At 71.6% G+C, this 25,702-nt stretch carries 20 protein-coding genes; 6 read left to right on the top strand and 14 right to left on the bottom strand.

Going from position 1 to position 25,702, the window contains the following annotated elements; genetic code table 11:
- The first annotated feature begins 123 nt into the window (after positions 1–123).
- From fxsA to fxsT, 4 genes are all read left to right on the top strand, one after another.
- Complete coding sequence (gene fxsA, locus ACIOEW_RS24755) at positions 124–333, top strand: FxSxx-COOH cyclophane-containing RiPP peptide (protein WP_401965985.1); 210 nt, start codon at positions 124–126, stop codon at positions 331–333.
- Positions 334–647: 314 nt separating this feature from the next.
- On the top strand, positions 648–1,805 hold the full coding sequence (locus ACIOEW_RS24750) for an FxsB family cyclophane-forming radical SAM/SPASM peptide maturase (RefSeq protein WP_401965982.1): 1,158 nt from the start codon (positions 648–650) through the stop codon (positions 1,803–1,805).
- On the top strand, positions 1,802–3,190 hold the full coding sequence (locus ACIOEW_RS24745; RefSeq protein WP_401965980.1) for an aKG-HExxH-type peptide beta-hydroxylase: 1,389 nt from the start codon (positions 1,802–1,804) through the stop codon (positions 3,188–3,190). The genes ACIOEW_RS24750 and ACIOEW_RS24745 overlap by 4 nt, the downstream gene beginning before the upstream one ends.
- A gap of 81 nt (positions 3,191–3,271) precedes the next feature.
- A complete protein-coding gene (gene fxsT / locus ACIOEW_RS24740) occupies positions 3,272–6,265 on the top strand; it encodes an FxSxx-COOH system tetratricopeptide repeat protein (protein ID WP_401965977.1) in 2,994 nt (997 codons plus the stop codon).
- Between the two features lie 108 nt (positions 6,266–6,373).
- Here the strand turns inward: fxsT and ACIOEW_RS24735 are convergent, their stop codons facing one another.
- The 11 genes from ACIOEW_RS24735 to ACIOEW_RS24685 all read right to left on the bottom strand — a co-directional run bounded on the left by ACIOEW_RS24735 (position 6,374) and on the right by ACIOEW_RS24685 (position 19,127).
- On the bottom strand, positions 6,374–10,204 hold the full coding sequence (locus ACIOEW_RS24735) for a multifunctional oxoglutarate decarboxylase/oxoglutarate dehydrogenase thiamine pyrophosphate-binding subunit/dihydrolipoyllysine-residue succinyltransferase subunit (protein ID WP_401965975.1): 3,831 nt from the start codon (positions 10,202–10,204) through the stop codon (positions 6,374–6,376).
- 257 nt (positions 10,205–10,461) lie between these two features.
- Positions 10,462–11,538: an ATP-binding protein gene (locus ACIOEW_RS24730; RefSeq protein WP_401965972.1), complete on the bottom strand. Its 1,077-nt coding sequence runs from the start codon at positions 11,536–11,538 to the stop codon at positions 10,462–10,464.
- A complete protein-coding gene (locus tag ACIOEW_RS24725; RefSeq protein ID WP_350990636.1) occupies positions 11,535–12,272 on the bottom strand; it encodes a response regulator transcription factor in 738 nt (245 codons plus the stop codon). The genes ACIOEW_RS24730 and ACIOEW_RS24725 overlap by 4 nt, the downstream gene beginning before the upstream one ends.
- Before the next feature lie 234 nt (positions 12,273–12,506).
- Positions 12,507–13,199 (bottom strand): spermidine synthase, encoded by a 693-nt coding sequence (locus ACIOEW_RS24720; RefSeq protein WP_401965970.1) that lies wholly within the window; start codon positions 13,197–13,199, stop codon positions 12,507–12,509.
- A 103-nt stretch (positions 13,200–13,302) separates the two neighbouring features.
- Complete coding sequence (locus ACIOEW_RS24715) at positions 13,303–13,944, bottom strand: hypothetical protein (RefSeq protein WP_401965969.1); 642 nt, start codon at positions 13,942–13,944, stop codon at positions 13,303–13,305.
- Positions 13,941–15,293: a hypothetical protein gene (locus ACIOEW_RS24710; RefSeq protein WP_401965968.1), complete on the bottom strand. Its 1,353-nt coding sequence runs from the start codon at positions 15,291–15,293 to the stop codon at positions 13,941–13,943. Before ACIOEW_RS24710 ends, ACIOEW_RS24715 begins: the two co-directional genes overlap by 4 nt.
- Positions 15,290–16,066, bottom strand: coding sequence for an ATP-binding cassette domain-containing protein (locus tag ACIOEW_RS24705; RefSeq protein ID WP_401965967.1), 777 nt, complete (start codon positions 16,064–16,066; stop codon positions 15,290–15,292). The genes ACIOEW_RS24710 and ACIOEW_RS24705 overlap by 4 nt, the downstream gene beginning before the upstream one ends.
- Positions 16,067–16,076: 10 nt before the next feature.
- Positions 16,077–17,024 (bottom strand): hypothetical protein, encoded by a 948-nt coding sequence (locus ACIOEW_RS24700; RefSeq protein ID WP_401965966.1) that lies wholly within the window; start codon positions 17,022–17,024, stop codon positions 16,077–16,079.
- A complete protein-coding gene (locus ACIOEW_RS24695; RefSeq protein ID WP_362545155.1) occupies positions 17,021–17,623 on the bottom strand; it encodes an RNA polymerase sigma factor in 603 nt (200 codons plus the stop codon). Before ACIOEW_RS24695 ends, ACIOEW_RS24700 begins: the two co-directional genes overlap by 4 nt.
- 58 nt (positions 17,624–17,681) lie before the next feature.
- Positions 17,682–18,491, bottom strand: coding sequence for a nucleotidyltransferase (locus ACIOEW_RS24690; RefSeq protein ID WP_401965965.1), 810 nt, complete (start codon positions 18,489–18,491; stop codon positions 17,682–17,684).
- 57 nt (positions 18,492–18,548) lie between these two features.
- Entirely contained in the window at positions 18,549–19,127 is a 579-nt protein-coding gene (locus ACIOEW_RS24685) for an isochorismatase family protein (RefSeq protein WP_362545149.1), read from the bottom strand.
- Between the two features lie 348 nt (positions 19,128–19,475).
- Between ACIOEW_RS24685 and lon the strand changes: the two genes are divergently transcribed.
- Positions 19,476–21,902, top strand: a complete 2,427-nt coding sequence (gene lon, locus ACIOEW_RS24680) for an endopeptidase La (RefSeq protein ID WP_362545146.1) — start codon at positions 19,476–19,478, stop codon at positions 21,900–21,902.
- Positions 21,903–22,025: 123 nt separating this feature from the next.
- On the opposite strand, the gene ACIOEW_RS24675 is transcribed toward lon, so the two are convergent.
- Positions 22,026–22,706, bottom strand: coding sequence for a polysaccharide deacetylase family protein (locus ACIOEW_RS24675; protein ID WP_362545462.1), 681 nt, complete (start codon positions 22,704–22,706; stop codon positions 22,026–22,028).
- A gap of 296 nt (positions 22,707–23,002) precedes the next feature.
- Positions 23,003–23,848 carry a lysozyme gene (locus ACIOEW_RS24670; protein ID WP_362545143.1) on the bottom strand — a complete coding sequence of 282 codons (846 nt, stop codon included), beginning with the start codon at positions 23,846–23,848 and terminating at the stop codon, positions 23,003–23,005.
- Positions 23,849–24,072: 224 nt separating this feature from the next.
- Here ACIOEW_RS24670 and ACIOEW_RS24665 point away from each other — a divergent pair, with 224 nt between their 5' ends.
- The gene (locus ACIOEW_RS24665; protein WP_401965963.1) at positions 24,073–24,570 is read left to right on the top strand and encodes a MarR family winged helix-turn-helix transcriptional regulator; all 498 of its coding nucleotides are present in this window, start codon (positions 24,073–24,075) and stop codon (positions 24,568–24,570) included.
- Between the two features lie 93 nt (positions 24,571–24,663).
- Here ACIOEW_RS24665 and ACIOEW_RS24660 read toward each other — a convergent pair whose 3' ends face one another.
- Positions 24,664–25,449, bottom strand: coding sequence for a protein phosphatase 2C domain-containing protein (locus ACIOEW_RS24660; protein ID WP_362545137.1), 786 nt, complete (start codon positions 25,447–25,449; stop codon positions 24,664–24,666).
- Positions 25,450–25,702: the final 253 nt, after the last annotated feature.

The raw sequence follows: 25,702 nt of genomic DNA, 5'->3' as shown, positions 1-25,702 counted from the left end.
ACGACCGGCGCCGGCCGACGGTGCCCACAGCAGGACGAGGCGGGTCAGGGACGCGGACCGGCGGTGTGCGCTCAACGGCGAGTGCGGCACGGCGGTCCCGGTGCTGCACTACGGGGAGGCGTGATGAGCGAATCGACACGTGAGGACGGGGCGGGGGCGACCGGTGATACCGGTGCGCCCGATGCCGCCGGCGAACTGCCGGATCTGCTGGGCCTCGATCTGGAGTCCCTGCGGACCATGGACCACCCCGTGCTGGCCGAGGTGGTCGCGGATCTCCACGGCCGCGTCGAGCAGCCGCGGGAGATGCTCTGGGGATTCAACAGCGCCTTCTGAGGCGGGGAGCCCCGCAGCGCCGCGATCCGGCCCCGGAGCCGCACGGCCCCGGCCGGGGACGCCGACGACCACGACCACGACCACGACCACGACATCATCGTCCGGGACGCCCCGGCCCTCGTCGCGCGACGCCGGGGCCGGCCGGCCCGGCAGACGTACGGCACGGGGGTACCGGAGTGGCTCGACGGACGACGCCCGGACAGGAGCGGCGCGCCGGGCGGCCCGCGGAGGGCGCGGCGCCTCCGGCCTCAGGGCCCGGCCCGGGTCCGGGCACCGGCGCACCGGCCGCCGCCCGGGCGGCGGACACGGCCCCCGTGCCCTTCGGGCAGTTCATCGTCAAGGTGCACGGCCGCTGCAACCTGGCGTGCCGCTACTGCTATCTGTACGAGGGCCCCGACTCGACCTGGCGGACCCGCCCCGCCGCCGCGTCGCCAGCCGTCCTGGACCGCACCGCGGACCGGATCGCCGAACACGCGGCGGCCCACCGGCTCCGCCATGTCGCCCTCGTGCTGCACGGGGGCGAACCCCTCCTCGCCGGACCCGAACGGCTGGCCGCCCTCGCGGACCGGGTCCGTGACCGGGTGCCCGGCGACTGCACCGTCCACGCCACCGTGCAGACCAACGCCACCCTGCTCACCGACGCCGGCGTCACCACCCTCGCCCGGCACGGCATACGCATCGGCATCAGCCTGGACGGCGGCCTGGCCGCGCACAACACCCTGCGCACCGACCACGCCGGCCGCCCCTCCTGGCCCGCCGCCTCGCGCGGCGCCCGGCTGCTCGCCGAGCGTCACCCCGAGGCGTACGCGGGCATCCTCACCGTCGTCGACCCGCGCACCGACCCGCTGGAGATGTACGAGTCGCTGCTCGCCCTGCGCCCTCCGGCCCTGGACCTGCTCCTGCCGCACGGCAACTGGACCAGACCGCCGCCCGGTCTGCCGGATCCGGCCGGTGTACCCACGGGCCCGGGGGCGGGCCGCCCCACCCCGTACGGCGACTGGCTGTGTGCCGTGTTCGACCGCTGGTGGCCGGCTGCCCGGCGGGAGACCCGGATCAGGCTCTTCGAGGAGTGCATCGCCCTCCTCCTCGGGCTGCCCGCCGCCACCGAGTCCCTCGGTCTCGACCCCATCAACGCGGTCGTGGTCGAGACGGACGGATCGATCGAGCAGGTCGACTCCCTCAAGTCCGCCTACGACACGGCCGCCGCCACCGGACTCGACATCTTCCGGCACACCTTCGACGACGCCCTGCGCCACCCCGGCGTCGTCGCCCGCCAGGCAGGAGCCGGCGCACTCGCAGCCCTCTGCCGGGCCTGCCCGCTGCTGACCGTCTGCGGCGGCGGCCACTACGCCCACCGGTACCGCGCAGAGAACGGCTTCATCAACCCGTCCGTCTACTGCGCAGACCTCGACCGGCTGGTCCGCCACGTGGCGGACCGGCTCGCCGACGCAACCGCAGGAGACCCCCCATGAGCTCCGCCATCCCCGATCGCGTACTGCGCGAACTCGGCCGCACCGAAGGCAGCGCCGCCACCCTCGGCCTGCTCGTACGCGATCAGGACACCCGCCGCCTCGTCCTCCTCAGGGCCGTGCTCGACGCGGCGGCCGCCGCCCCCACGACCGTATGCCCACCCCCACTGCTCGACCGGCTGCGCGCGGACTGGGCGTTGCTCGAAGCAGCCGAGCGCACCGACCGGACCGCGGCGCGCGCGGTGCTGTTCCACCCCATGACGGGCCCCTGGGCCGAGGGCCTCCTGGCCGGCCTCACCGCGACGACCGCGACGGGCCCCGGCCTCCTCGCCGGCCTGGGCCATCTGACCGCACTCGCGGCAGCGGCCGCGATCCGCGCCGGGATGCCCGTCACCGCCCGGCTCACCGCCCGCGACGGCTTGCTCTCCCTGCCCACGCTGGGGGCGGTGCGAGCCCCGGCCGGAGAGGTCGAACTCGCCTTCGCCGACGGCGAGATGACGGTACGGCCGGCCGGTGGGCCGCCCGTGACGGTACGGACCCAGCCGGACGGCACCCTGAGCTCCGCCGACCCCCGCTGGCTGCCGGTGCTCATGCTGTCCGCCGTGCTGCCCGGCACCGGTCCCGTACCCCTGGACGACGTCGATCCGTACCGCACGCGCGGCACCGGCCTGGAACGCCACGGACTGAGCGCGGCCACCCATGTCGACGACAGCGATCGCAAGGCCTGGATCGCGTCCTGGTCCGGAGTCGAACCACTGCTCCGCGTCGGCGGCGAGCACCGGCTCACCGAAGCGGCCGTGCTGCTGCGCTGCCTCGTCCCGCTCGGCCCGCCGCCCGGCTCGGGCCCCGGCGAGGCCGCGGCCCACTGCAGCGGCACCCGGCGCGAGGCGTTCGGCGCGGTCCTCAGCAGCAAGCCCGCCACCCCCGCGTACTTCGCCTCGACGCTCGTGCACGAGCTCCAGCACACCAAGCTCGCCGCGCTCGGCACACTTGTCCCGCTGCACCACGAGGACGCCGCTCCCCGCCACTTCGCCCCCTGGCGCGCCGACCCCAGGCCCTTCGACGGGCTGTTCCAGGGCGCCTACTCGCACCTCGCGCTCGCCGACTACTGGCAGCGGTTCGCGCTCGGCGCTCGGCGGGTTACCCACCGCGACCTGGCCTGGGCCGAGCACGCACGCTGCCGTCAACAGGTCGGGGCCGTACTGCCCGCACTGGCCGGATCGGCCCTGCTGACCGTCCAGGGGCGCGTGCTCGTCAACGAGATGATCACGCTCTACCACCGTCTGGAGGATTCGCCGCCACCCACGGGTCACCTGGCGCGCGCGGACGCGTACGTGAACACCGCCAGGGTGATATGGCAGCAGAGGAACGGATCACGCAGGCCGTGAGCAGCCAGGTGATTCCGGCCGGTGCGACCACGCCCCGGTGTATCGTGAAAAGGCTCGCAACGATGTCAGGGAGACGGTTGAATGCCCGCTACGCGTAAGCAAGTTGGAGCAGTCGGGGCGCGGACCGTCACCCTCAGTTTCGCCGGGTTCAACCGGGCCTGGGCAGCGTGGATCGCGGACCGGCTGGAGCGGCGCGGGGTGACGGTCGTCCAGCAGCGCTGGGACCCTCAGATGGAGGTCTCGCTGGAGGAAGCGCTGCAGGATCTGATGCTCTCCCGCGGCCGGGTCCTGGTCCTGCTCAGCGACTGGTACTTCCAGCTCGGCCCGCGCAGTCACGAGGAGTGGAACCGGGCCCTGCGCGCGGTCGTCGCACCCGACCCGGACCGGTTCGCCGCGGTGTCCATCACGACCTCGGCACTGCCCGGCGCCACGTCCGTGTTCGGCGCGGCCGACCTCACCAACGTCGGCGCGGTCGAGGCCGAGCGGCGGCTGCTCGTACACCTGGGCCTGCCCACGAGCCCGCTGCCCGAGGACATCGAGGCCGGGCCAGGCCCCCGTTTCCCGTCCGACACCCCGGAGGTGTGGGGCGGGGTCCCGCGCCGCAACACCCGCTTCACCGGGCGCGAGGAACTGCTCAACAAGGCCTACCAGGCACTCCAGGACGCCGGGTCCGGCGCCGGTGTGGTCACGCTGCACGGCATGTCGGGTGTCGGCAAGACGCAGCTGGCGGCCGAGTACGTCTACCGGTTCGGTTCCGCGTACGACGTGGTGTGGTGGGTGCCCGCCGACCGCCGCGCGCTCTACCGCCAGAAGCTCGCCGAACTCGCCCCCGAACTGGGCCTGTCCACCGGCGCCGAGTACGGCGAGAGGCTTCGCGCGGTCCGCGACTCACTGCGCCGCGGCGACCCGCACGGCCACTGGCTGCTGATCCTGGACGGCGCGGACGAGCCCGACCAGATCTGGGACCTCGTGCCGACCGGCCCCGGGCACGTCCTGATCACCTCCCGCAACCCCGAGTGGAGCGAGCACAACAGCAACCTCGTCGAGGTGCCGGTCTACGAGCGCGAGGAGTCGGTCGCCTTCATCCGCCGCCGCGCCCCGCGCCTGACCCACACCGAGGCCGACCGGCTCGCCGAGGCGCTGGAGGACCTCCCGCTGCTGCTCGACCAGACCGCGGGGTGGCTCAACGACTCCGACATGTCGGTCGAGGAGTACATCGAACTCCTCGGCGGCGGCATCGACCAGGACGTCGTCAAGGTCTCCGCGGACTTCCCCCTGGCCTTCCAGACCGCCTGGTCGATACTGCTGAACAAACTCCGGGACACCGTCCCCGAGTCCGTCGACCTGCTGCGCCTGTGCAGCTTCTTCGCGCCCGGCTCCATCCCCGTACGACTGCTGAAGGAAATGCCGTCCGGGGAACTGCCCGAACAGCTCTCGGGCCTGATGAACGACCCGCTGCTGTGGAACAAGGCGATCGGCCAGCTGCGCCAGTACTCCGTGGTCCGCCTGGAGTCCCACGACTCCATCATCGACGACGCGTCCTCGGGTGAGTCGATCTATCTGCACCGCATGGTCCACCAGATCGTCCGCAAGGACATGCCGGACCAGGACCGCCAGGAGTTCATCGACGTCGTACGGCGCGCACTGGCCGCCGCCGACCCCGGGCGCCCCACGGACACCCGGCTGTGGCCCACGTACGCCGAGATCACCCCGCACCTGAAGTGGGCGGACGTCCTGCGCAGCACGGACCCCGCGGTGCAGACGCTGGTGCTCAACTGCCTGCGCTACATGTACCTCTCCGGGGAGTACCGGGCCGGCATCAAGCTGGGTGCCCGCGCCATGGCCGCCTGGAGCGAACTGCTCGGCGAGAACCACCCGCGCGTCTGGGACCTCAGCTACAACTACGCCAACCTGCTCCGGGCCGTCGGCGACTACGCCGGAACCGAGGCCATCGAGCGGGCCGCCGTCGACCACCTGCGCGCCGAGCGGGGCGCACACAACCTGGAACACCTGCGCGCGGCCGGCGGCCTCGCGGCCGACCTGCGGGGTCTCGGGCGGTACGAAGAGGCCCACGAGATGTCCGAATGGGTCCTGGGCGCCTACCGCGAACTGCTGGGCGACCAGGACTCGCGCACCCTCAACGCGCAGAACAACCTGGCCATTTCGCTTCGGCTGCTGGGCCGGTACAAGGAGTCGCTGGCACTCAACCAGCGCACCCTGGAGGCCCGCCGCCAGCTGCTCCGCCCACGCCACAGCTGGACCCTCTACTCGGAGATCAACTACGCCACCGACCTGCGTCTGCTCGGCCGGTACAACGAGGCCGAATCGCTCCAGACCCAGAGCGTCCGGGTGCACCGCATCGTGATGGGCCAGGACAACCCGCAGACCCTGCGCGCCGAGCACAACCTCGCCCTCTGCCTGTACCGCACGGGCGAGCGGAGCAAGGCCGCGGAGCTGTTCACCCGGGTACTGGAACGAGGCGAGCGGTTCCTGGGCGAGAACGACCCGCTGACCATGATGTTCGCGGCCAGCCAGAGCTTCTTCGCCCGGGAGCACGCCGACATCGACCAGGCCAGGGCCATAAGCGAGAAGGTCGTGGGCGGCTACGTGGACATGCTCGGTGAGGATCACCCCTATGTGGCGGGCACCCGCGCCAACCACGCCCTGATCCTGCGCAACGTCGGCGAGCGGGACCAGGCGCACCACCTGCTGGAGGAGGCCCTCACCGACATGGGCCGGGCCGTGGGGGAGAACCACCCCTGGACGCTGGGCTGCGCGGTCAACGCCTCGGCGCTGCGCAACCTGGTGGGTGACCCGGAGTCCGCCGCCGCGCTGACGGACACGATCAGCACCCGGGCCATCGAGGTGCTCGGCCGCACCCACCCGCTGACCATCTCCGCCCGCATCGCGCACGCGGCGGACCTGCGTGGCCTCCGTGACCGGCAGCATGCGGACAAGGTCGAGTCGGAGGCGCTCGACGACCTGGTGAAGACACTGGGCCCGCAACACGTTCACACGGTGTCGGCACGGTCCCGCGTCCGGCCCTACTGGGACTTCGAGCCTCAGATCATCTGACTTCGAGCCTCAGGTCATCTGAGGGACAGGCTCCGCACACGCCACGCCCGAGGGCCCGGCCCTGCGATCATCTCGCGGAGCCGGGCCCTCGGTTCGTGCGTGCGCGGGTCAGGCCTCGAAGACCTCGGCGACCAGCTGCGCCTGCTCGGCCTGGTGGCGCTTGGCCGAGCCGACCGCCGGGGACGAGCCGTGCGCGCGCGAGATGCGGCGCAGGCGCTCACCGTGCGGGACGTCGGCGCCGACGGCCAGGTCCAGGTGGTCGATCAGGTTCAGGGCGATGAACGGCCAGGCACCCTGGTTGGCCGGCTCCTCCTGCGCCCACAGGTACTTCGCCGCGTTCGGGTACTTGGCGATCTCGGCCTGGATCTCCGCACCCGGCAGCGGGTACAGGCGCTCCAGACGGATGATCGCGGTCTCCGTGTCGCCACGCTTCTGACGCTCGGCGTCCAGGTCGTAGTAGACCTTGCCGGTGCAGAAGACGACCTTGCGGACCGCGCTCGGCTCGACCGAGTCGTCGCCGATCACCGGGCGGAAGCCGCCGGTGGTGAACTCCTCCGCCTTCGACGCCGCCGCCTTGAGGCGGAGCATCGACTTCGGGGTGAAGACGATCAGCGGCTTGTGGTGCGGGTTGTGCACCTGCCACCGCAGAAGGTGGAAGTAGTTCGACGGCAGGGTCGGCATCGCGACCGTCATGTTGTCCTGCGCGCACATCTGGAGGAAGCGCTCCGGGCGGGCGGACGAGTGGTCCGGGCCCTGGCCCTCGTAGCCGTGCGGCAGCAGCAGCGTGACGCCGGAGGTCTGGCCCCACTTCTGCTCGGCCGAGGAGATGAACTCGTCGACGACGGTCTGAGCGCCGTTGACGAAGTCACCGAACTGGGCCTCCCAGACGACCAGCGACTCCGGGCGGGCCAGCGAGTAGCCGTACTCGAAGCCCATCGCCGCGTACTCGCTGAGCAGCGAGTCGTAGACGTTGTAACGGGCCTGCTCGTCCGTGAGGTAGAGCAGCGGGGTGTAGTCCTCGCCGGTCACCTGGTCGACCAGCACCGCGTGACGCTGGCCGAACGTGCCGCGGCGGGTGTCCTGGCCGGCGAGCCGGACCGGGGTGCCCTCCATCAGCAGCGAACCGATGGCCAGGGTCTCGCCCATGCCCCAGTCGATCGTGCCGTCCTCCACGGAGGCCGCACGACGCTGCATCTGCGGCATCAGGCGCGGGTGGACGGTGATGTGGTCCGGGATGTTGACCTGCGACTCGGCGATCCGCTTCACGACCTCCTGGGAGACCGCGGTGGTCACGGCCACCGGGAACTCGGCCCGGGGTTCGGACACATGCGGCTGAGCCGGGAGCGAGGTGGCCTCGCGGACCTCCGCGAACACCTTCTCCAGCTGGCCCTGGAAGTCCTGGAGCGCCTGCTCCGCCTCTTCCAGCGTGATGTCGCCGCGACCGATGAGGGACTCGGTGTACAGCTTGCGCACCGAGCGCTTCTTGTCGATCAGGGTGTACATCTGCGGGTTGGTGAACTGCGGGTTGTCGCCCTCGTTGTGACCGCGGCGGCGGTAGCAGATGAGGTCGATCACGACGTCCTTGTTGAACGCCTGACGGAACTCGAAGGCGAGCCGTGCGACACGGACGACGGCCTCGGGGTCGTCACCGTTGACGTGGATGATCGGCGCCTCGATCATGCGCGCCACGTCGGTGGCGTACATCGAGGAGCGCGAGGACTCCGGGGCGGCGGTGAAGCCGACCTGGTTGTTGATCACCACGTGCACGGTGCCGCCGGTGCGGTAGCCGCGCAGCTGCGACATGTTCAGCGTCTCGGCGACGACGCCCTGGCCCGCGAAGGCCGCGTCGCCGTGGAGAGCGACGGGCAGGACGGTGAAGTCCGTGCCGCCCTTGTTGATGATGTCCTGCTTGGCGCGGGCGATGCCCTCCAGGACCGGGTCGACCGCCTCCAGGTGCGAGGGGTTGGCGGCCAGCGAGACCTTGATCTGCTCGCCGTCCAGACCGGTGAAGGTGCCCTCGGCGCCCAGGTGGTACTTGACGTCGCCGGAGCCGTGCATCGACTTCGGGTCGAGGTTGCCCTCGAACTCCCGGAAGATCTGCGCGTACGACTTGCCGACGATGTTCGCCAGCACGTTCAGCCGGCCGCGGTGGGCCATGCCGATGACGACCTCGTCGAGGCGGGCCTCGGCGGCGGAGTCGATGACCGCGTCGAGCAGCGGGATGACGGACTCGCCGCCCTCCAGCGAGAACCGCTTCTGGCCGACGTACTTCGTCTGCAGGAAGGTCTCGAACGCCTCGGCGGCGTTCAGCCGGCGCAGGATGCGCAGCTGCTCCTCGCGCTCGGGCTTGGGGCGCGGACGCTCCACCCGGTCCTGGAGCCACTTGCGCTGCTTCGGGTCCTGGATGTGCATGAACTCGATGCCGGTGGTGCGGCAGTACGACTCACGCAGCACACCGAGGATGTCGCGGAGCTTCATCATCGTCTTGCCGGCGAAACCGCCGACCGCGAAGTCCCGCTCCAGGTCCCACAGGGTGAGGCCGTGCTCGGTGATGTCGAGGTCGGGGTGCTTGCGCTGGTGGTACTCCAGCGGGTCGGTGTCGGCCATGACGTGGCCGCGGACCCGGTAGGAGTGGATCAGCTCGAAGACCCGCGCGGCCTTGGTGACGTCGTCGTCGTGCGAGGCGTCGATGTCCTTGAGCCAGCGGACCGGCTCGTAGGGGATGCGCAGCGCCTTGAAGATCTCGTCGTAGAACTCGTTCTCGCCGAGCAGCAGCTGGGAGAGGATCCGCAGGAACTCGCCGGAGGCGGCGCCCTGGATGACCCGGTGGTCGTACGTCGAGGTCAGCGTCATGACCTTGGAGATGCCCAGCTTGTTCAGGGTGTCCTGCGACGTGCCCTGGAACTCCGCCGGGTAGTCCATCGCACCGACGCCCATGATGAGGCCCTGTCCGGGCATCAGGCGGGGCACCGAGTGAACGGTGCCGATCCCGCCGGGGTTGGTCAGCGAGGCGGTGACGCCGGTGAAGTCGTCCATGCCGAGCTTGCCGTTGCGGGCCCGGCGGACGATGTCCTCGTAGGCCTGCCAGAACTCGAAGAAGTTGAGCGTCTCGGCCTTCTTGATGGCCGCGACGACCAGCTGGCGGTCGCCGTTCGGCTTCACCAGGTCGATGGCGAGGCCGAGGTTGACGTGCTCCGGCTTGACCAGGGTCGGCTTGCCGTCCTTCTGCGCGAAGGAGTAGTTCATCGCCGGCATGGCCTTGAGGGCCTGCACCATCGCGTACCCGATGAGGTGCGTGAAGGAGATCTTCCCGCCACGGGCGCGCTTGAGGTGGTTGTTGATGACGATGCGGTTGTCGAAGAGCAGCTTCACCGGAACGGCGCGGACGGACGTGGCCGTCGGCAGCTCCAGCGAGGCGTTCATGTTCTTCGCGACAGCGGCGGACGGGCCGCGCAGCGTCACGTACTCCGGACCGGCCGGGGCCTCGGTGGCCGGGGCGGCGGCAGCCTTCGCGGCCGGAGCCGGGGCGGCCTTCACCGGGGCGGCCTTCACCGGAGCCGCCGGGGCGGCAGGTGCGGGCTTGGCCGGAGCGGGCGCCGGGGCAGCGGGTGCGGCCGGTGCAGGTGCCTGAGCCGCGGGCTGCGCAGGTGCGGCAGGCGCGGTGGTGGGGGCCGGTGCGGTGGCGGCCGGAGCCGCAGGCACCGCAGCCCCCGCGGCTGCGGCGCCGGGAACGGGCTTGTCCGCCGTGCCGGACGTACCCGGCTTGTAGTCGGCGAAGAAGTCCCACCAGGCGCGATCGACCGAATTGGGATCCTGGAGGTACTGCTGGTAGATCTCGTCGACGAGCCACTCATTGGGGCCAAAAGCAGCAGCCGGGTTCGTACCCGGGCTGGCTTGGTCGGTCGAGATGCTCGAGTTACTGGGGGACTGAGACGACACGGCGGCAACCGCCCTCTTCCGCTTCACAAGGTGATGGACAGCGGAAATCAAGGCTACGCCTCCCCGGCCGTTTCATGCAGGCCGGGCCGGTCTTCGTCGTGCAAGTCACATCGGAAGTCGGGTTTCGGGGCAGGAAATGGCGGGAAACAAGCTTGGTTCCGCTTCGCTCCGGGTACGCGAGACCGCAGTTACGGCCCCTTGGACCGTACCCCTTGAACAGAACACGTAGAACGTGCCCTTCCGGTTCGAACCCTATGTCAACCTCGCGGTTGATGGATCCCCGGAAGGGTGACGCGGATGCGGCAGCCGCGAGCTGATTCGGCCACACCGATCCGGCCGCCGTGCAGATCCACCGCCCAGCGGGCGATCGCCAGGCCCAGACCCGTACCGCCGTCGCTGCCCGGACCGTGCGGGGACGGCACTTCGCCCCGGTTGAAGCGCTCGAAGACCCGGTGGCGCTCGGCCTCCGGGATGCCGGGGCCCTCGTCCAGGACCTCCAGATGCAGCGACTCGGGTTGCGGACCGCGCCGGGCGAGCACGGTGACCCGGCCGTGCGGCGGGCTGTGCTTCACCGCGTTGTCGATCAGGTTGGCCACCACCTGGTGCAGCCGCTCGGCGTCCGCGTGCGCGGTGAGCTCGGGCGGGGACACGTCCAGGTGCAGATGGACGTCCTTGCGGGCGTGGTTGCCGGAGCCCGAGGACAGCCGGCGGTGCGCGGCGGCGAGGTTCGCCTCCTTGAGGACCCCCGACAGATAGGGCCACACCTCGAAACGGCCGGCCTTCAGCGTGACCACGCCGTTGTCCAGCCGGGACAGGTCCAGCAGCGTCTCCACCAGCCCGCCGAGCCGTTCCGTCTGTTTCAGGGCCGTGCGCATCGTCTCCGGATCGGCCGAGGACACCCCGTCCACGACGTTCTCCAGCACGGCTCTCAGCGCCGCGATGGGTGTGCGCAGCTCATGTGAGACGTTCGCCACCAGCTCCTTGCGGTGCCGGTCGACGGCTGCCAGATCGTCCGCCATCAGGTTGATCGTCTGCGCCAGGTCGCCGAGCTCGTCGCGCCGGTCGGCGCCGCTCACCCGTCTGGTGTAGTCGCCGTGCGAGATCGACCGGGCCACCGCTCTCATCTCGTCCAGCGGCGCGGTCAGACCGTGCGCCACGAACTGCGTGATCAGCAGGGTCGCGATCACCGAGAACACCGTGATGAACCGCAGCTCGGTGCGCGTGCGCAAAGCCACCATCAGCAGCCCGGTCGTGATGAAGACCGACACCACTACCAGCGTGCCCAGCTTGGCCTTGATGGAGAACGGCCGGAGCCCCGGTCCGGGCCGGGTCATGGCGCCGGGGTCTCCAACGCGTAACCGACACCGTGCACGGTACGGATCCGCTCCGCGCCGATCTTCCGGCGCAGAGCCTTGATGTGGCTGTCGACGGTACGGGTGCCCGAGGCGTCCGCCCAGTCCCAGACCTCCGCCAGCAACTGCTCACGGGAGAGCACCGCGCGCGGGGTGTTGGCCAGGCAGACCAGCAGATCGAACTCGGTCGGCGTCAGATGGACGTCGTCCGCACGCACCCGCACCCGGCGCTGCGCGTGGTCGATCTCCAGCTCGCCGAGGCGCAGTATTCCGCTGCGCGGCGTCACCGCGGCCAGCGCGGCCCGCTCGACCCTGCGCAGCAGGACGTGCACCCGGGCCGCCAGCTCACGCATGGAGAACGGTTTCGTCATGTAGTCGTCGGCGCCGACGCCGAGACCGACGAGCATATCGGTCTCGTCGTCCCGGGCGGTCAGCATCAGCACCGGCACCGGGCGCTGGGCCTGCACGCGACGGCAGACCTCCAGGCCGTCGAAGCCGGGAAGCATGATGTCGAGCACCATCAGATCCGGCTGCCAGGCCTCGGCCGCGTCCACGGCCGCGGGGCCGTCGAGTGCGGTCTGCACCAGGAAGCCCTCGGCCCGCAGGCGGGCGGAAATGGCATCGACGATCGTGGGGTCGTCCTCGACCACCAGCACGCGGCGCTGTGCGCCCGGGGTGGCCGCGACACCTGTGTGGGTGGTGTGTGTTTGTTCCATCGCCCCGCCCCTGCCCGTTTTCGCGGGGGCCATTCCCCCGGACGTACGGTCTTCGCTCGTGAATTTCGTGGGTGATCCCGCTATCGGTCAGCAGCGTAAAGGCAGCAGAGGGCTCCCGGCTACGCAGGGTGCAAGGCCGCGGGGGCGGTCGGGGGGAACAGGGGAGGCGGAGTGTCGCGCTTGTGGCGCTTGGACCCCGGGCGTCCCGGGCCCCGCATACCCGGCGGGGGGATCTCAGCCTGCTCGAATTGCGAGATGAACCACGTCGGGCACACCTCGGGCAACGCCTACTTCTTCCGTCCTTACCCCACGGAATCCGGCATTCCGCAAGGCCTGTTCGAACTCCGCGGACGGTTGTGCGGACCACACCGCGAGCACACCGCCCGGCGTGAGCCGCGCGTGGCAGTCGGCGAGTCCGGCGGGGGAGTACAGATTCCCGTTGTCCTCGGTGACGGTCCAGCCCGGTCCGTTGTCGATGTCCAGACACAGCGCGTCGTAACGGTCCGTAGTCGTACGGAGGTACGCGACGAGGTCCGTCGTCAGGACCACGGTCCGTGGATCGGCGAGCGCGGCCCCCGAGATCCCGGCCAGCGGCCCGTCCAGGTGCCAGTTGACGACGGCCCGCTCCCGCTCGGCGACCGCGATCCGCCCCCATCGCGGTTCGGCGGCGGCCCGGACGAGCGAGAATCCGACGCCGAGACCGCCGATGAGGACCGCCGGAGCGGGCCGGTCCGCGGGCAGCGCGTCGAGCGCGGCGTCGATCAGCAGCCGCTCCGAGCGCCCGTCGGAGGTGTCCATCAGGAAGCACCCGTTGGCGATGATCTCGAAGTCGTCGCCCCGCCTGCGCAGGACGACCTCCCCGTAGGGCCCCTCGCGGCGGTCCAGGATGACGGGGGCGAGGGCGTCGGGGCCGAGGCTGAGGGGCATGGCGCTGATCTCCGGTGGATGGCGGGCGGTGTCGCCGCCATCCTGTCCGCCCGGCAGCGGCCGGGCCAGCGGTTTGCCCGAACCTCGGCCGAACGGGGTGCAGTCAGCCGCGTTCGGGGCGGGCCCCCCGTACCGCGAACAGCGCGGTCCCCGCCACGTACGCCAGCAGCGCCACCACCCATGCCCCGGCCTGCGGCCCCGGCTGCATCGGCCAGGCCCACACGGATGCCGCACCACCTGGGGTGCGCGGGGCCGCCAGGTACACCGCGCTGCTCCAGACCGTCATCGGCAGCCAGCTCAGCCGGGCGCCGATCAGGGCGGCGGAGCCGGCCGCCACTCCGGTGGCGCCGAGCACGTTACGGATCATGCCGGGTGCGCCGAAAGTCTCGGGGTGCCCGGGGACGGCCAGCGCGAGGGCCGCCGCGGCCGGGACGGTGAGCGCCAGCAGATGCAGCAGCCGCCGCGGCCACCAGCGGTGCACGGCGGTCCGGTCGAGCTCGTCGGCGGCGGCGTAGAGGCTGGTGCCGATGGCCGCGGACACCAGCAGCGGCGCCAGCACGAGGACCGGGACGCGGGCGCCCGGGTCGAAACGGTCCTCCAGCCGGGCGGCGGACCAGGCGGCGAGGAGAACGATGCAGGTCAGCGCGGCGGCGGTACGGGGGAGGCCGCGGGAGCGGATATAGAGGACGGGCAGTTCCGGCCGGAGCGCGGAGCGTCTCGTGGCGGCGCCGGTGGCGGGGTTCACAGGACGGGCACCTCCGACGGGGAGCAACTCGTGCGCGTGGCCAGGAAGCGGCCGAGCCAGGCCCGGCGCTCGGGGGGCGGCATGGCTTCGAGCCGGCGGAGCTGCGGGGTCTTCTCCGCGTCGGGGGTCTGCGGTGTGCGGGGGCCGGTGAGCCAGTCGGTGACGGCGAGGTCGGTCGCCATCCCCCGATCTTCGCCGGCGGACCCGTCGGCGTAGAGGGAATCCGGGCATTCCCGGTTCACCATGCGGTAGGCCACCTGCCAGGCGAAGTCCTCCGAGTGCTGCAGCCGCCCTCGCAGGAGGTACCAGCCGAGGTTCGGCGTCGGCATCCAGGCAGCCGCGGAGCCCGGCCGCACCTCTTGATCCACATAGCGGACCGGCGCCCCCGGCACTCCGTCCAGCCGGCCGAGCAGCCCGGACAGCGCCTGGGAGACCTGCGGCAGCAGCGGCCCGTTGTACCCGGTGAGGCAGAGCTGCGGGGTGCCGTCCGCGCAGACGAGCCGAGCGGCAGCCGGGTCCTCCCGCAACAGGCCCTGGCCGGTGTGCATGATCAGCGGGGCGACCGCCGCCGCCACGGCGAGCGGCACGACGGCGAGGAACCGGCGCCTGGCCGCATGGGCGATCAGTGCGGCCAGGGCGAGACCGCAGGTCCACGCCACCATCGCCGGAGCGAACCACCACACGGGCAGCGACGCGTCGAGCGCGTACTGCACGGCCGGGTCGAGGAACTGGGCCGAGGAGTCGGAGTAGCTCGGCACGCCCAGCACGAGGTACAGCAGCACAGCGAGAACGGGCGCGGCCAGCCGCCACCGGCACCGCTGACCGACGACGAATCCGACCAGTCCGACGGCCACCAGGAAGGCGGCGTCCGCGACGGCGAAGGACGGGAACGGGCTGCCGCCCCCGGCGTACGGCCAGGTGGCCAGCAGTGAGGCGGCCAGCACGGCGAGATACCCGGCGACCGCCCACAGTGCGATCGGCAGCGCGGCCACCACGACCCGCGCGAACCGCGGGCGCGGGGTGGAGCCGAAGAGTTCGGTGGTCGAGCGCCGGTGCTCGCGGGCCCCCTGCCAGCAGGACGCGGCAGCCACCAGCGGACCGACGAGGAGGGTGGCGGCGGAGTGCAGGTTGCCCTGGGTCTCGCCCCAGCTGCCCTGCCAGGTGTCGGCCTTGGCCGCCATGGTGACGGTGAGCATCACCGCCGTACCGGCACCGGTCCACGGCGCGATGCCGCGGCGCAGTTCGGTCCGCAGTGTGAGGAGTGCCGGCCGGTACGCGGCGACGGGGGAGCGGACGGGCCCGGAGGCGTCCTGCCTCTTCTGGGTGACGTAGGTACCGGTCGTCGTCATCGGGCGGCCGCCGTCGCACGGTGGGTGCGCAGAGCGGCGGTGTAGCCGCGCTCGATGGGGCTGCCGTCGAGCTGGTCCCCGTCGCTGCCGAGGGCCGCCAGCTCAGCCGTCGTCCCCCGGTACGCGATCCGGCCCGCCTCGACCAGGGTCACGTCCGCGCAGGCGGTGGCCACGTCCTCGACCAGGTGCGTGGAGAGGACCACCGTGGACCGCTCGCCCAGCTCACGCATCAGGGTGCGGAACTCCACCCGCTGCTCCGGGTCGAGACCGGCCGTCGGCTCGTCGAGCAGCAGCAGCTCCGGTTCGTTGACGATCGCCTGCGCGATGCCGACGCGTCGCACCATCCCGCCCGACAGGGTCTTCATCCGGGCGTCGATCCGGTCCGTCAGCCCCACCCGGTCCACCGCACGTTCCACGGCGCCCGCGATCAGGGCACCGTCCATCTCCTTGAGCCACGCCACATAGGCGACGAACTCGCGCACGGTGAAGCCCGGGTAGTAGCCGAACTCCTGCGGCAGGTAGCCCAGCCTGCGCCGGACCGCCGCCCGGCTGCGGTGGTCCGCGTCCGCACCCACCTCGCTGCCCAGCAGCTCGACCCGCCCGGAGGTCGGTGCGACAGCTGTCGACACGACCCTGATCAGCGATGTCTTGCCCGCACCGTTCGGTCCGAGTAGTCCGTGCACGCCGGGTGCGAAGTCCAGATCGATGCCATCCAGGGCGGTCGTACGGCGATGCCGGACCGTCAGCCCCGAAACTCTTACCGTGCTGTTCACGCGATCACGCTCATGATGTCTCCAGGTGGTCGAAGGATCTGCGGCGCAGGGCCAGCAGCCCGGCGCAGAGCACCACCGAGGCCGCCCAGGCGCCCTGGGCGGCGGGCCCGGCGAAGTAGCCGGCGGCTGCCGCGAGCGGTTCGTCGAGCCCCGACGGCCGCGGGGTGAACGTCGGTACGGCGACGGCGGCGGCCCAGCACGCGGCGACGGACGAGGCACCGGTACGGCAGCCGACGTAACTGCTCAGCGCCAGCGCCCCCAGCGTCATCGCGAGGCCCGGCAGCAGCCAGGCCAGGGCGCCCGGTCCGTCGGCCGACGCGGGCAGCACCGCCCAGGCAAGGGCGAGCACCGGGACGGTCACCGCGAGCACCGCGGCGGTCCTGATCAGCAGCAGCCGCAGCCCGCCGCCCGGAGTCGTCGCGGTGATCTCGTGCATCGGGTCGGCGGAGCGCCCGTACGAGACGCCGACCCCGGCGAGCGGCAGCACCGGCGCGACGACGAGGAGCAGCGGCCGCGCCGTGCCGCCGAGCCCGCCCCCGTACGCCAACGCGACGGCCCCGAGCGCCACCAGCAGCAGCGCCGCCGCCCACGACCCCCGCAGGGCAGGCCCGGCGGCCCACACCAACCGGCCGGTCCGGGTGGCGGGCCCCGGCGCCGGCAACCGCAGGCGCCCCCCGCCACCCCCGCCCCACGAGCGCCCCCACGCCCGAACCCGCCCCCGGACCCGCCCCCACGAGCGCCTTCGCGCCGGCTGCGTCACCGCGGCTTCGAGGACCGCCGCGCGCACCGCCTCCAGCAGTGGTGCCGCAGCCCCCCGGCTGCGTACCGCCGCCGAGACCCGGTCCGCACAGTGCGCGCACGACTCGACGTGCTTCTCCAGTGACCAGGCGTCGGTCTCGGCGGCGGTCCCCGCCGCATACCGCCCGGCCAGTTCGTCTCCCACATGCCAGGCCGTCATGCCGTGCCTCCCAACGGACCGTTCTCCACAACCAGCCGGTCCAGTGCCGCCCGCAGCTCGCGCCGGGCCCGCATGGCCCGGGTCTTGACCGTCCCCTCCGGTATGCCGAGCAGGCGGGCGGTCTCCCGGGTCGTCAGCCCGTCGATGACCGTCGCCCGCAGGACCTCCCGGAGTTCGGGCGAGATCCGGTCGAGCGCGGCACCCACGTCGCCGTACTCCAGACCGGCCAGGACCCGGTCCTCGGCGGACGGCACGGCGGCAGCCCACTCCGATCCGCCGGCGCTCTCTGCCTGTGCCACGCGCTCCGTCCTGGCCCGGGTCCGCTGCGCGTCGACCAGCCGGCGGGCGGCGATCACCCAGAGCCAGCCGCCCGCCTCGGCGCCGCGGTGCGTACCGGCGGACCGCCAGGCCGTGACGAAGGTGTCCTGCAGCACCTCCCGTACGGTCTCGGCGTCCGCGCACCGCCGGTTCAGCCGGGCCAGCAGCCAGCCGGCGTGCCGGTCGTAGAGCGCGGCCAGCGCGGTCGTGTCCCCCTGTGCGACGGCACGCAGCAGCGCCTCGTCGTTCCGGTCGTCCCCCGAGGGGCGCAAGTGGCTCACACCTCCTCTATCGGCGGCCGGACGCCTGTCGGTTCACGCACGGCGCATGCGGATGCGGTCAGGGGCGTGGTGCCTTCTCGCCGTGCACCGCGATGTGTTCGGCCGCCAGCCAGGGAGCCAGGTCGTCGATGAGCGGGGTGAGCGCTGCCGGATCGGCAGAGGGCGTGCGGCCCATGGCCGCAGCCACGCGCATCTGCCCGGCGCGCTCGGGGTAGTAGCGGCCGAAGAGCTCGGCGCACTCGTCGAGGTCACTGGTCCAGCCGCCCCAGAGGGGCATGATCAGGGTGAATCCCGTGCGGACGATGCGGCGTGAGACGACACGGCCGAGGGCCCTGCGTTCGACGTCCGTGGTGGCTTCGGAGGCTCGGGCGCGCCAGCGCGGGAGTACGCGTGCGAGGTCGCCGTTCGTCTCGCGGGCGAGCTGGGAAGTGGGGCGGTACCGGGGGAGTTGCCGGGCGAGGTCGTTGCCGAGCAGCGGGGTGCAGAGGCAGGCGATGAAGAATCCGGCATCGTGACGTTCGAGGTCGCTCAGCAGAGTGCGTCTGCTGGTCAGCAGGATCCCGACGCCATCGATCTGCGGGAATGCGCGGTCAAGCGCGGTCTCGATCGTGTGCGCGTCGGCGCGGTCGGCGTCGGTGGGCTCGTCGTGGAGGGCGAGCTGGAGGTCGAGATCGGAGACCCCGGGCGTGGCCGTGCCACGCGGAACGCTGCCGTAGAGGTAGGCGCTGTCCAGCCGGGCGGGACCGAAGACCTCGGTGATCCGGGAACGGGCCGCCGCCACGGCAGGCGCGAACCCCTCCTGCACCCGGCTCAGTGAGCCCTCCCGCGCGATCGTGCCGTCCCGGTTCAGCCCGCGGTCGTCGTTCATACGGGTACTCTGCCCGTCCCGCTCCCCCCTGGCCACGGCATATCCCCGTGACTACGGCTACGCCTTCGGCGGCGCCGCGAACGTCACGTCCGCGGCCGGCGTGGTGACGTCCGCGTCCGCGCTGATCGCCCACGCGGCGACCCGGGAGACCACGGCGGCCGGGACCGCCTCGCTGATCCCGGGAGCTGCCGGGATGTCCTGCGTCGCATGCGCGTCGTAAGGGAGAACGACCCGGTAGTCCAGGGCCAGGGCCGTGCGGGCCGTCGCCTGTACGCACATCTCCGACATCACGCCGCAGACGGCGACCGCCTCGACGCCCGCCCCGCTCAGCAAGGAGCCCAGCGACGTGCCGGCGAAGCCGTCGTCCCGGGTCTTGCGGATCACGGACTCCGCGGGGCCCGCCCCGACCGGCAGGTGGAGCGCCCAGCCGGGCGTGTGGGGCTCGTCGCCCGCGCCGGGAGCGCCGTCGTTCTGGAGGTGCACGACGAGTGCACCGCTCTGCCGTGCCCGCGCGATCAGGCCCGCCGTCCGCTCCAGGAGTCCGGCTGCGCCGGGCACAGCCCTGTCTCCGGTCACCCCCGCCTTCTGGACGTCCACGACGAGCAGGGCCTGCACGGGAAGAAGGGAATCGGTCATCGGCCCATCCTGGTCGGCCGGGGCCTCGTCCTCCACGGGATTTCGCGCCCGATGTGCTCACGACTTCGAGCACGACTCCGCGCACGATGTGCCGGGCGACTCCGCGCACGATGTGCCGCCCGACTTCGCACCCGACTCCGCTCACGATGTGCCGCCCGCTTCGCGCCCGAATTCGCGTACGCGGGCCCGTGCGGTCGCGGGACTACGGCGGTCCCGTCCGGCGTTGCACCCAAGGCACGCCGCCACTGTCATACCGCGATCGCTCACAGCGAACACAGCCCGGGGAACATTCGGTGGCTCAGGAGCATTGAGTCTTCATAGCTCAACTTGACTGCCGAAGGGGAGATCATGGCTACTGAGTCCAATGCGGTCACACCGCTCACCCTGCCTGTGCTGCCGCTCGACGACGAGGTCGTGCTGCCCGGAATGGTGGTGCCTCTGGACCTGTCCGACAGCGATGTACGTGCCGCGGTGGAAGCCGCGCAGGCCGCAGCCCGTGAGGGCGGAGGCAAGCCCGAAGTGCTGCTCGTTCCGCGCATCGACGGGACCTACACCGGGATCGGTGTCATCGGGACCGTCGAGCAGGTCGGACGGCTCTCGGACGGCGACCCGGGCGCGCTCATCCGCGGCCGCGGCCGCGTGCGGATCGGGGCCGGGACCAGTGGTCCCGGTGCCGCGCTCTGGGTGGAAGGGACCCGGGTCGACGTCTCCGTCCCCGAGCCTCTCCCCGGAGCCGTCGCCGAGCTGGTCAGGGAGTACAAGGCACTCGCCACCAGCTGGCTGAAGAAGCGCGGCGCCTGGCAGGTCGTGGACCGGGTCCAGCAGATCGAGGACGTCTCGGCGCTCGCCGACAACTCCGGATACTCCCCCTTCCTCACCACCACCCAGAAGGTGCAGCTGCTGGAGACCGCCGATCCGGTGGCCCGGCTGAAGCTCGCCATCCAGTGGCTCGGCGAGCACCTCGCCGAGCAGGACGTCGCCGAGTCGATCGCCAAGGACGTCCAGGAGGGCGTCGACAAGCAGCAGCGTGAGTTCCTGCTGCGGCGCCAGCTCGACGCCGTACGCAAGGAGCTCTCCGAACTCAACGGTGAACCCGGTTCCGGCGACGAGTCCGACGACTACCGGGCACGCGTCGAGGCCGCCGACCTTCCCGAGCACGTCCGCGAGGCCGCGCTCAAGGAGGTCGACAAGCTGGAGCGCTCCTCCGACCAGAGCCCCGAAGGCTCCTGGATCAGGACCTGGCTCGACACCGTCCTCGAACTGCCGTGGACCGAGCGGACCGAGGACGCGTACGACATCAAGGGCGCCCAGGAGATCCTCGACGCCGAACACGCGGGCCTGCAGGACGTGAAGGAGCGCATCACCGAGTACCTCGCGGTACGCAAGCGGCGGGCCGACCGCGGGCTGGGTGTGGTCGGAGGCCGGCGCGGCGGTGCGGTGCTGGCCCTGGTCGGGCCTCCCGGGGTCGGAAAGACCTCGCTCGGTGAATCCGTGGCGCACGCCATGGGGCGCAAGTTCGTCCGAGTCGCACTCGGCGGTGTCCGGGACGAGGCGGAGATCCGAGGCCACCGGCGTACGTACGTCGGCGCGCTCCCGGGCCGCATCGTGCGCGCCATCAAGGAGGCCGGTTCGATGAATCCGGTCGTCCTGCTCGACGAGATCGACAAGGTCGGCTCCGACTTCCGGGGCGACCCTGCCGCAGCCCTTCTCGAAGTGCTCGACCCGGCGCAGAACCACACCTTCCGCGACCACTACCTGGAGGTCGAACTCGACCTCAGCGATGTCGTCTTCCTGGCCACGGCCAACGTCCTGGAATCCATCCCGGAGGCTCTGCTCGACCGGATGGAGCTGGTCAGGCTCGACGGCTACACCGAGGACGAGAAGGTCGTCATCGCCCGCGACCACCTGCTCCCGCGTCAGCTTGAGCGGGCCGGTCTGGAGAAGGCCGAGGTCACCCTCGACGAGTCGGCGCTGCGCAAGCTGGCCGGTGAGTACACGAGGGAGGCCGGGGTCCGGAACCTGGAGCGGGCCGTCGCCCGGCTGCTGCGCAAGGTCGCGGCCCAGCACGAGCTCGGCGACCGCGAACTGCCGTTCACGGTGACCGACGAAGACCTGCGCGGTCTCATCGGCCGGCCGCACCACGTCCCCGAGTCCGCCCAGGACCCGGCCGAGCGCCGTACCGCGGTGCCGGGCGTGGCCACCGGGCTCGCCGTGACCGGGGCGGGCGGTGACGTCCTCTTCGTGGAGGCGTCGCTCGCCGACCCGGAGACCGGGGCGTCCGGACTGACCCTGACCGGTCAGCTCGGCGACGTCATGAAGGAGTCCGCGCAGATCGCGCTGAGCTTCCTGCGCTCGCACGGCGCGGAGCTGGAACTGCCGGTCGCGGACCTGAAGGACCGCGGTGCGCACATCCACTTCCCCGCGGGTGCCGTGCCGAAGGACGGTCCGAGTGCCGGCATCACGATGACGACGGCGCTGGCCTCGCTGCTCTCCGGACGGCTGGTCCGCACCGACGTGGCGATGACCGGTGAGGTCTCGCTGACCGGGCGGGTCCTGCCGATCGGAGGCCTGAAGCAGAAGCTGCTCGCCGCGCACCGGGCCGGTATCACCACCGTGGTGATCCCGAAGCGCAACGAGCCCGATCTGGACGACGTCCCCGCGGAGGTGCTGGACACGCTGGAGGTCCACCCGGTCACGGACGTCCGCCAGGTCCTGGAGATCGCCCTCGCCCCGGCCGAGGCCCCGGCGGAGCGGAGGATCCCGGCCGCGGCGTGAAGGTCACGGCGTGACGGACGTGGCATCACGGACACGGCCGGTACGGGCGGCCCGTCTTCCCCTCGCGGGGGAGGCGGGCCGTTCCGCGTGAACGGCCGTTCCGCGTGAACGGGGGGAGCCGGATCAGGGGCGGTAGATGGTCCCCGGCACCGGCTCGGCGGGTGCCATCAGCTGGGGCACCGTCACGAAGGTGTAGCCGCGCTTCTTCAGTTCGTGGATGATGCCGGGCACCGCGGGCACCGAGCCCTTGTAGATGTCGTGCAGCAGGATGATGCCGTCCTTGGTCGCCTGGTCGAGTATCCGCTTCTTGATCAGCGCGGAGTCGGTCGTCGAGTAGTCCTTGGCGGTGGCGTTCCACAGGATCTGCGACAGGCCGAGGTCCTTGCTGATCCCGGAGACCGTGTCGTCGGTGCGGCCCTGCGGCGGGCGCATCAGCCGCGGCTTCTTGCCGGTGATCGCCTCGATCGCGTCCTGCGTCTTCTCCAGCTCGGCGCGTATCTCCGCGGGCTTCTTGTCCGTCAGGATCTCGTGCGACCAGGTGTGGTTGGCCACCTCGTGCCCCTCCGCCGCGATGCGGCGGACGGTGTCGGGGTGCTTCTTCACATGGTTCTTGCCCAGCAGGAAGAAGGTCGCGTGGACCTTCTCCTTCTTGAGGATGTCCAGCAGGTGGGGGGTGTCCTCGGCCGGGCCCGCGTCGAAGGTGAGCGCGATGCACTTGGCCTTGCGGCAGTCCACCGGGCCGAACGAGCCCTTGTCGTCCGATCCCGCGTCGCTGCGGGCGGATCCGGGGGCCGTGGTCTCCATCGAGCAGCCGCTCAGTGTCAGCGTGAGCGCCGTCACAAGAGCGACGGCCAACCCCGTACCGATCGACTTCGTCCTATTGGGCAAGGCGGGTCACTCCCTCGTTGCTTACGTCGCACTTACGTGCGACCTGCAAGGACTATACACATCGCGTATACACGGCATGTATAGGGGGGTGTGGCCACTGAAAGGGCATCACGCCTGGTCGGAGCGGTGAACGGCACAGAGCCCGGCGACGGGGTGCGTCACCGGGCTCTGCGGGGGAAGGGGCTGCCGGGCGGCTGCCGGCGGCGAAGTGGCTAGCCGTTGGCCAGTGCCTGTACGCGGTCGAGGGCGCCGTTGAAGTGGTTGTGGTCGCCCACCGTCGGGCCGGACGAGGTGTACTGCCAGATCGTGTAGAAGCCCCAGCCGGCCGGGAGCGTTCCGACCGTGGTGTTGTAGCGGGCCACCCAGAGCGGGTTCGTCGCGGCGAAGCCGGCGTTGTTGCCGGTGCAGGCCTGCCACCAGCTGGTCGCGGTGTAGATGACCGCGTCGCGCCCGGTGCGCGCCTTGTAGGTGTTCACGAAGTCACGGATCCAGGAGACCATTCCGGCCGCGGTCTTGCCGTAGCACTGCGCGCCGTACGGATTCCACTCGATGTCGAGCACGCCCGGCAGCGTCTTGCCGTCCTTCGACCAGCCGCCGCCGTGGTCCACGAAGTAGTTGGCCTGGACGGCGCCGCTCGTGGTGTCCGGGGTGGCGAAGTGGTACGAGCCGCGGATCATCCCGACGTTGTACGAGCCGTTGTACTGCTGGGCGAAGTCCTCGTTCGTGTAGTACGTGCCCTCCGAGGCCTTGACGTAGGCCCACTTGACGCCGCTGTTCCAGAGCGTCGACCAGGCCACGGCGTTCTGGTGGCCGCTCACGTCCACGCCTTCGGTCTGCACGGCGCGGGTGGTGGGCAGTCCGCCCTGGCCGTCGTGCGCGACGACACCCATGCCCATCGTGGCCGTGCCCCGGGCGGGCTTCGTGGGGTCTCCGGCGGTGGGGGCGGCGCCGGCGGCGCCGGGCAGGGCGACGAGGAGGGAGAGAGCTGCGAGCAGTGTTCCCGCCGCTGCGAAGCGCGAGCGACGGACTGTCTTGGAGCCGGATCTGTGCACGGGCATTGCGTGCCTCCGAGGCCTCGGTGGGGGGATCTGCTGACCCGGGGCGCGGCGGACGCACCCCTGGTGGCATGCCATGGTGTGAACATGCCATGCATGACGCTACGCACGTAGACCCGGGTGGCGGAAGAGGGCCTGGGCGGTGCCGTTGGTCTACTCCTGCGAAATACTGGTGGAGCTGCGGCGATGACCGGCGGCGAAAGAAACTTTCAGTGGCGGGAAAGCTCATGAGGGGTGTTGACGTGCACGGGAGCGAAAGCGGGAGTGAACCCGGCGCAACCGCAGGAAATGGTGTGGACCACGAATTTCTTGCCCTGGAGCTGGAGTTGGCGGTCTTCCTGCGTCGTGCCCGGGCCAACTCCGGTGAGATGGCCCGCGAGGTGCACCCCGAACTGGAGGCGGCGGCCTACGGACTCTTCGTGCGCCTGGAATCGGCCGGCCGCCAGCGGGCCACCGACCTCGCCTCGTACTTCGGCGTCGGCAAGGCCACCATGAGCCGTCAACTGCGCGCCCTGGAAGCCCTCGGACTGGTGGCGCGCGAGCCCGACCCGGCGGACGGGCGGGCCTTCCTCGTCCACCTCACGGACGAGGGACTCGACCGCTTCCGCAGTGTCAGGGACGCGCGCCGCGACCGCTATGTGCGCAAGCTCGCCGACTGGGACCGTGCCGAGGTGGCGGAGCTGGCCCGGCTGCTGCACCAGCTGAACGCCCGCGCCGAGGGCTGAGAGGCTGTCGGACGGCCACGGATCGGCCGTCGGACACGGCCCGGCAGCCCCCGAGGCGGGCGGGCCGTCGCGCGCCGGGCGTGCGCGGGCGGTTCACAGTTGTGCGTAGACCGCCGTCGCATCGTCGTGCAACTTGCTCCGCCGCAGGTGCGTACGGTCCGTGTCCGCGTCCTCCAGGGTCCGGACCCGGTCGATCAGTCCCTGGGGGCCCTCCTTGTGGAGCACCCCGAGGCAGGCGGCCCAGTCGCCCTCGCCGAACATCTCCGTCCATCGGCTCGCCCCGTCCGTCATCGCGGCGAGCGCCCGCACCTCGGCGCGCGGCGTCCGCCCGGTGACCGCGCGGTCCGCCACGGCCGGGTCGGCGGCGGCGGTGAAGAAGCCGCCCTCCTTGTTCCGTACCTGTGCGTCGGCGATCGCCTCGGAGGCGAGGGAGCCCGGCGGGAGCCGGTCGAGGCGGTCGTCCAGCAGGGCGCGGACGGTGCCGTCGGGCGACTCGAACAGCAGCACCGAGTCGGACAGCACCAGGTGCTCGATCTCCGTCTCGTCCCAACGCACCACGACCACGGTCGCCTGTGGCGTACGCACGTGAGAAAGGTCACACCGGGAACGGTGTGCGTCGGCGGTGCGCCGGATGGACTCCGCGAGGATCTCCCGCAGGGTCAGATCCCGCCGCGAACCGGACAGTTCGACCAGGGAGCCGCCCAGTCGGGCGGTGAACCAGGGGACCGAGTGCGCACAACCGGCGTCACCCCGCGGCGGGGTCACCCCGTCGAGCAGCACGAGCCCCCCACCCTGGCCGGAGGCGGGGAGGACGGTGGCCGCCCAGTCCTCGTTCGGACGTCCGGCGAGGCCGGCGGCGGTGGCGAGTTCGATGCGCATTCAGCCAGTCTGCACGATGCCTTCACGGAGCCTGCACGGACCGGGGATTGGCCCGTACCAGCAGGTCAGGCAGGCAAGTGGAGCGGAAGGAATCGCTCCGGGAAGTGTGCGGGCGGGCATCCTGCCAAAGCCTGCCCCGAAGATCCAGCCGGATGCCCAGGTGTGCCGTCGGGGGCCCGGGGGGAGACTTGTTCGCCAACTCCGGAGTGATGTTCACTCGTTCGAGTGGCGGAGCGGTTGATGCGCGCCCCCT

The sequence above is a fragment of the Streptomyces sp. NPDC087901 genome (genome assembly GCF_044742205.1).
In the GTDB taxonomy this organism is placed as follows: domain Bacteria; phylum Actinomycetota; class Actinomycetes; order Streptomycetales; family Streptomycetaceae; genus Streptomyces.
This window is presented reverse-complemented; position numbering and strand designations above follow the sequence as displayed.

What these genes read in the sequence shown, in the direction of transcription:
- ACIOEW_RS24665 (WP_401965963.1), top strand. Translation starts at nt 24,073, where the DNA reads ATGAGGGGTGTTGACGTGCACGGGAGCGAAAGCGGGAGTGAACCCGGC.
- ACIOEW_RS24710 (WP_401965968.1), bottom strand. Translation starts at nt 15,293, where the DNA reads ATGACGACGACCGGTACCTACGTCACCCAGAAGAGGCAGGACGCCTCC.
- ACIOEW_RS24725 (WP_350990636.1), bottom strand. Translation starts at nt 12,272, where the DNA reads ATGGAACAAACACACACCACCCACACAGGTGTCGCGGCCACCCCGGGC.
- ACIOEW_RS24730 (WP_401965972.1), bottom strand. Translation starts at nt 11,538, where the DNA reads ATGACCCGGCCCGGACCGGGGCTCCGGCCGTTCTCCATCAAGGCCAAG.
- ACIOEW_RS24720 (WP_401965970.1), bottom strand. Translation starts at nt 13,199, where the DNA reads ATGCCCCTCAGCCTCGGCCCCGACGCCCTCGCCCCCGTCATCCTGGAC.
- ACIOEW_RS24675 (WP_362545462.1), bottom strand. Translation starts at nt 22,706, where the DNA reads ATGGAGACCACGGCCCCCGGATCCGCCCGCAGCGACGCGGGATCGGAC.
- lon (WP_362545146.1), top strand. Translation starts at nt 19,476, where the DNA reads ATGGCTACTGAGTCCAATGCGGTCACACCGCTCACCCTGCCTGTGCTG.
- ACIOEW_RS24685 (WP_362545149.1), bottom strand. Translation starts at nt 19,127, where the DNA reads ATGACCGATTCCCTTCTTCCCGTGCAGGCCCTGCTCGTCGTGGACGTC.
- ACIOEW_RS24670 (WP_362545143.1), bottom strand. Translation starts at nt 23,848, where the DNA reads ATGCCCGTGCACAGATCCGGCTCCAAGACAGTCCGTCGCTCGCGCTTC.
- fxsA (WP_401965985.1), top strand. Translation starts at nt 124, where the DNA reads ATGAGCGAATCGACACGTGAGGACGGGGCGGGGGCGACCGGTGATACC.
- ACIOEW_RS24745 (WP_401965980.1), top strand. Translation starts at nt 1,802, where the DNA reads ATGAGCTCCGCCATCCCCGATCGCGTACTGCGCGAACTCGGCCGCACC.
- ACIOEW_RS24660 (WP_362545137.1), bottom strand. Translation starts at nt 25,449, where the DNA reads ATGCGCATCGAACTCGCCACCGCCGCCGGCCTCGCCGGACGTCCGAAC.
- ACIOEW_RS24690 (WP_401965965.1), bottom strand. Translation starts at nt 18,491, where the DNA reads ATGAACGACGACCGCGGGCTGAACCGGGACGGCACGATCGCGCGGGAG.
- fxsT (WP_401965977.1), top strand. Translation starts at nt 3,272, where the DNA reads ATGCCCGCTACGCGTAAGCAAGTTGGAGCAGTCGGGGCGCGGACCGTC.
- ACIOEW_RS24700 (WP_401965966.1), bottom strand. Translation starts at nt 17,024, where the DNA reads ATGACGGCCTGGCATGTGGGAGACGAACTGGCCGGGCGGTATGCGGCG.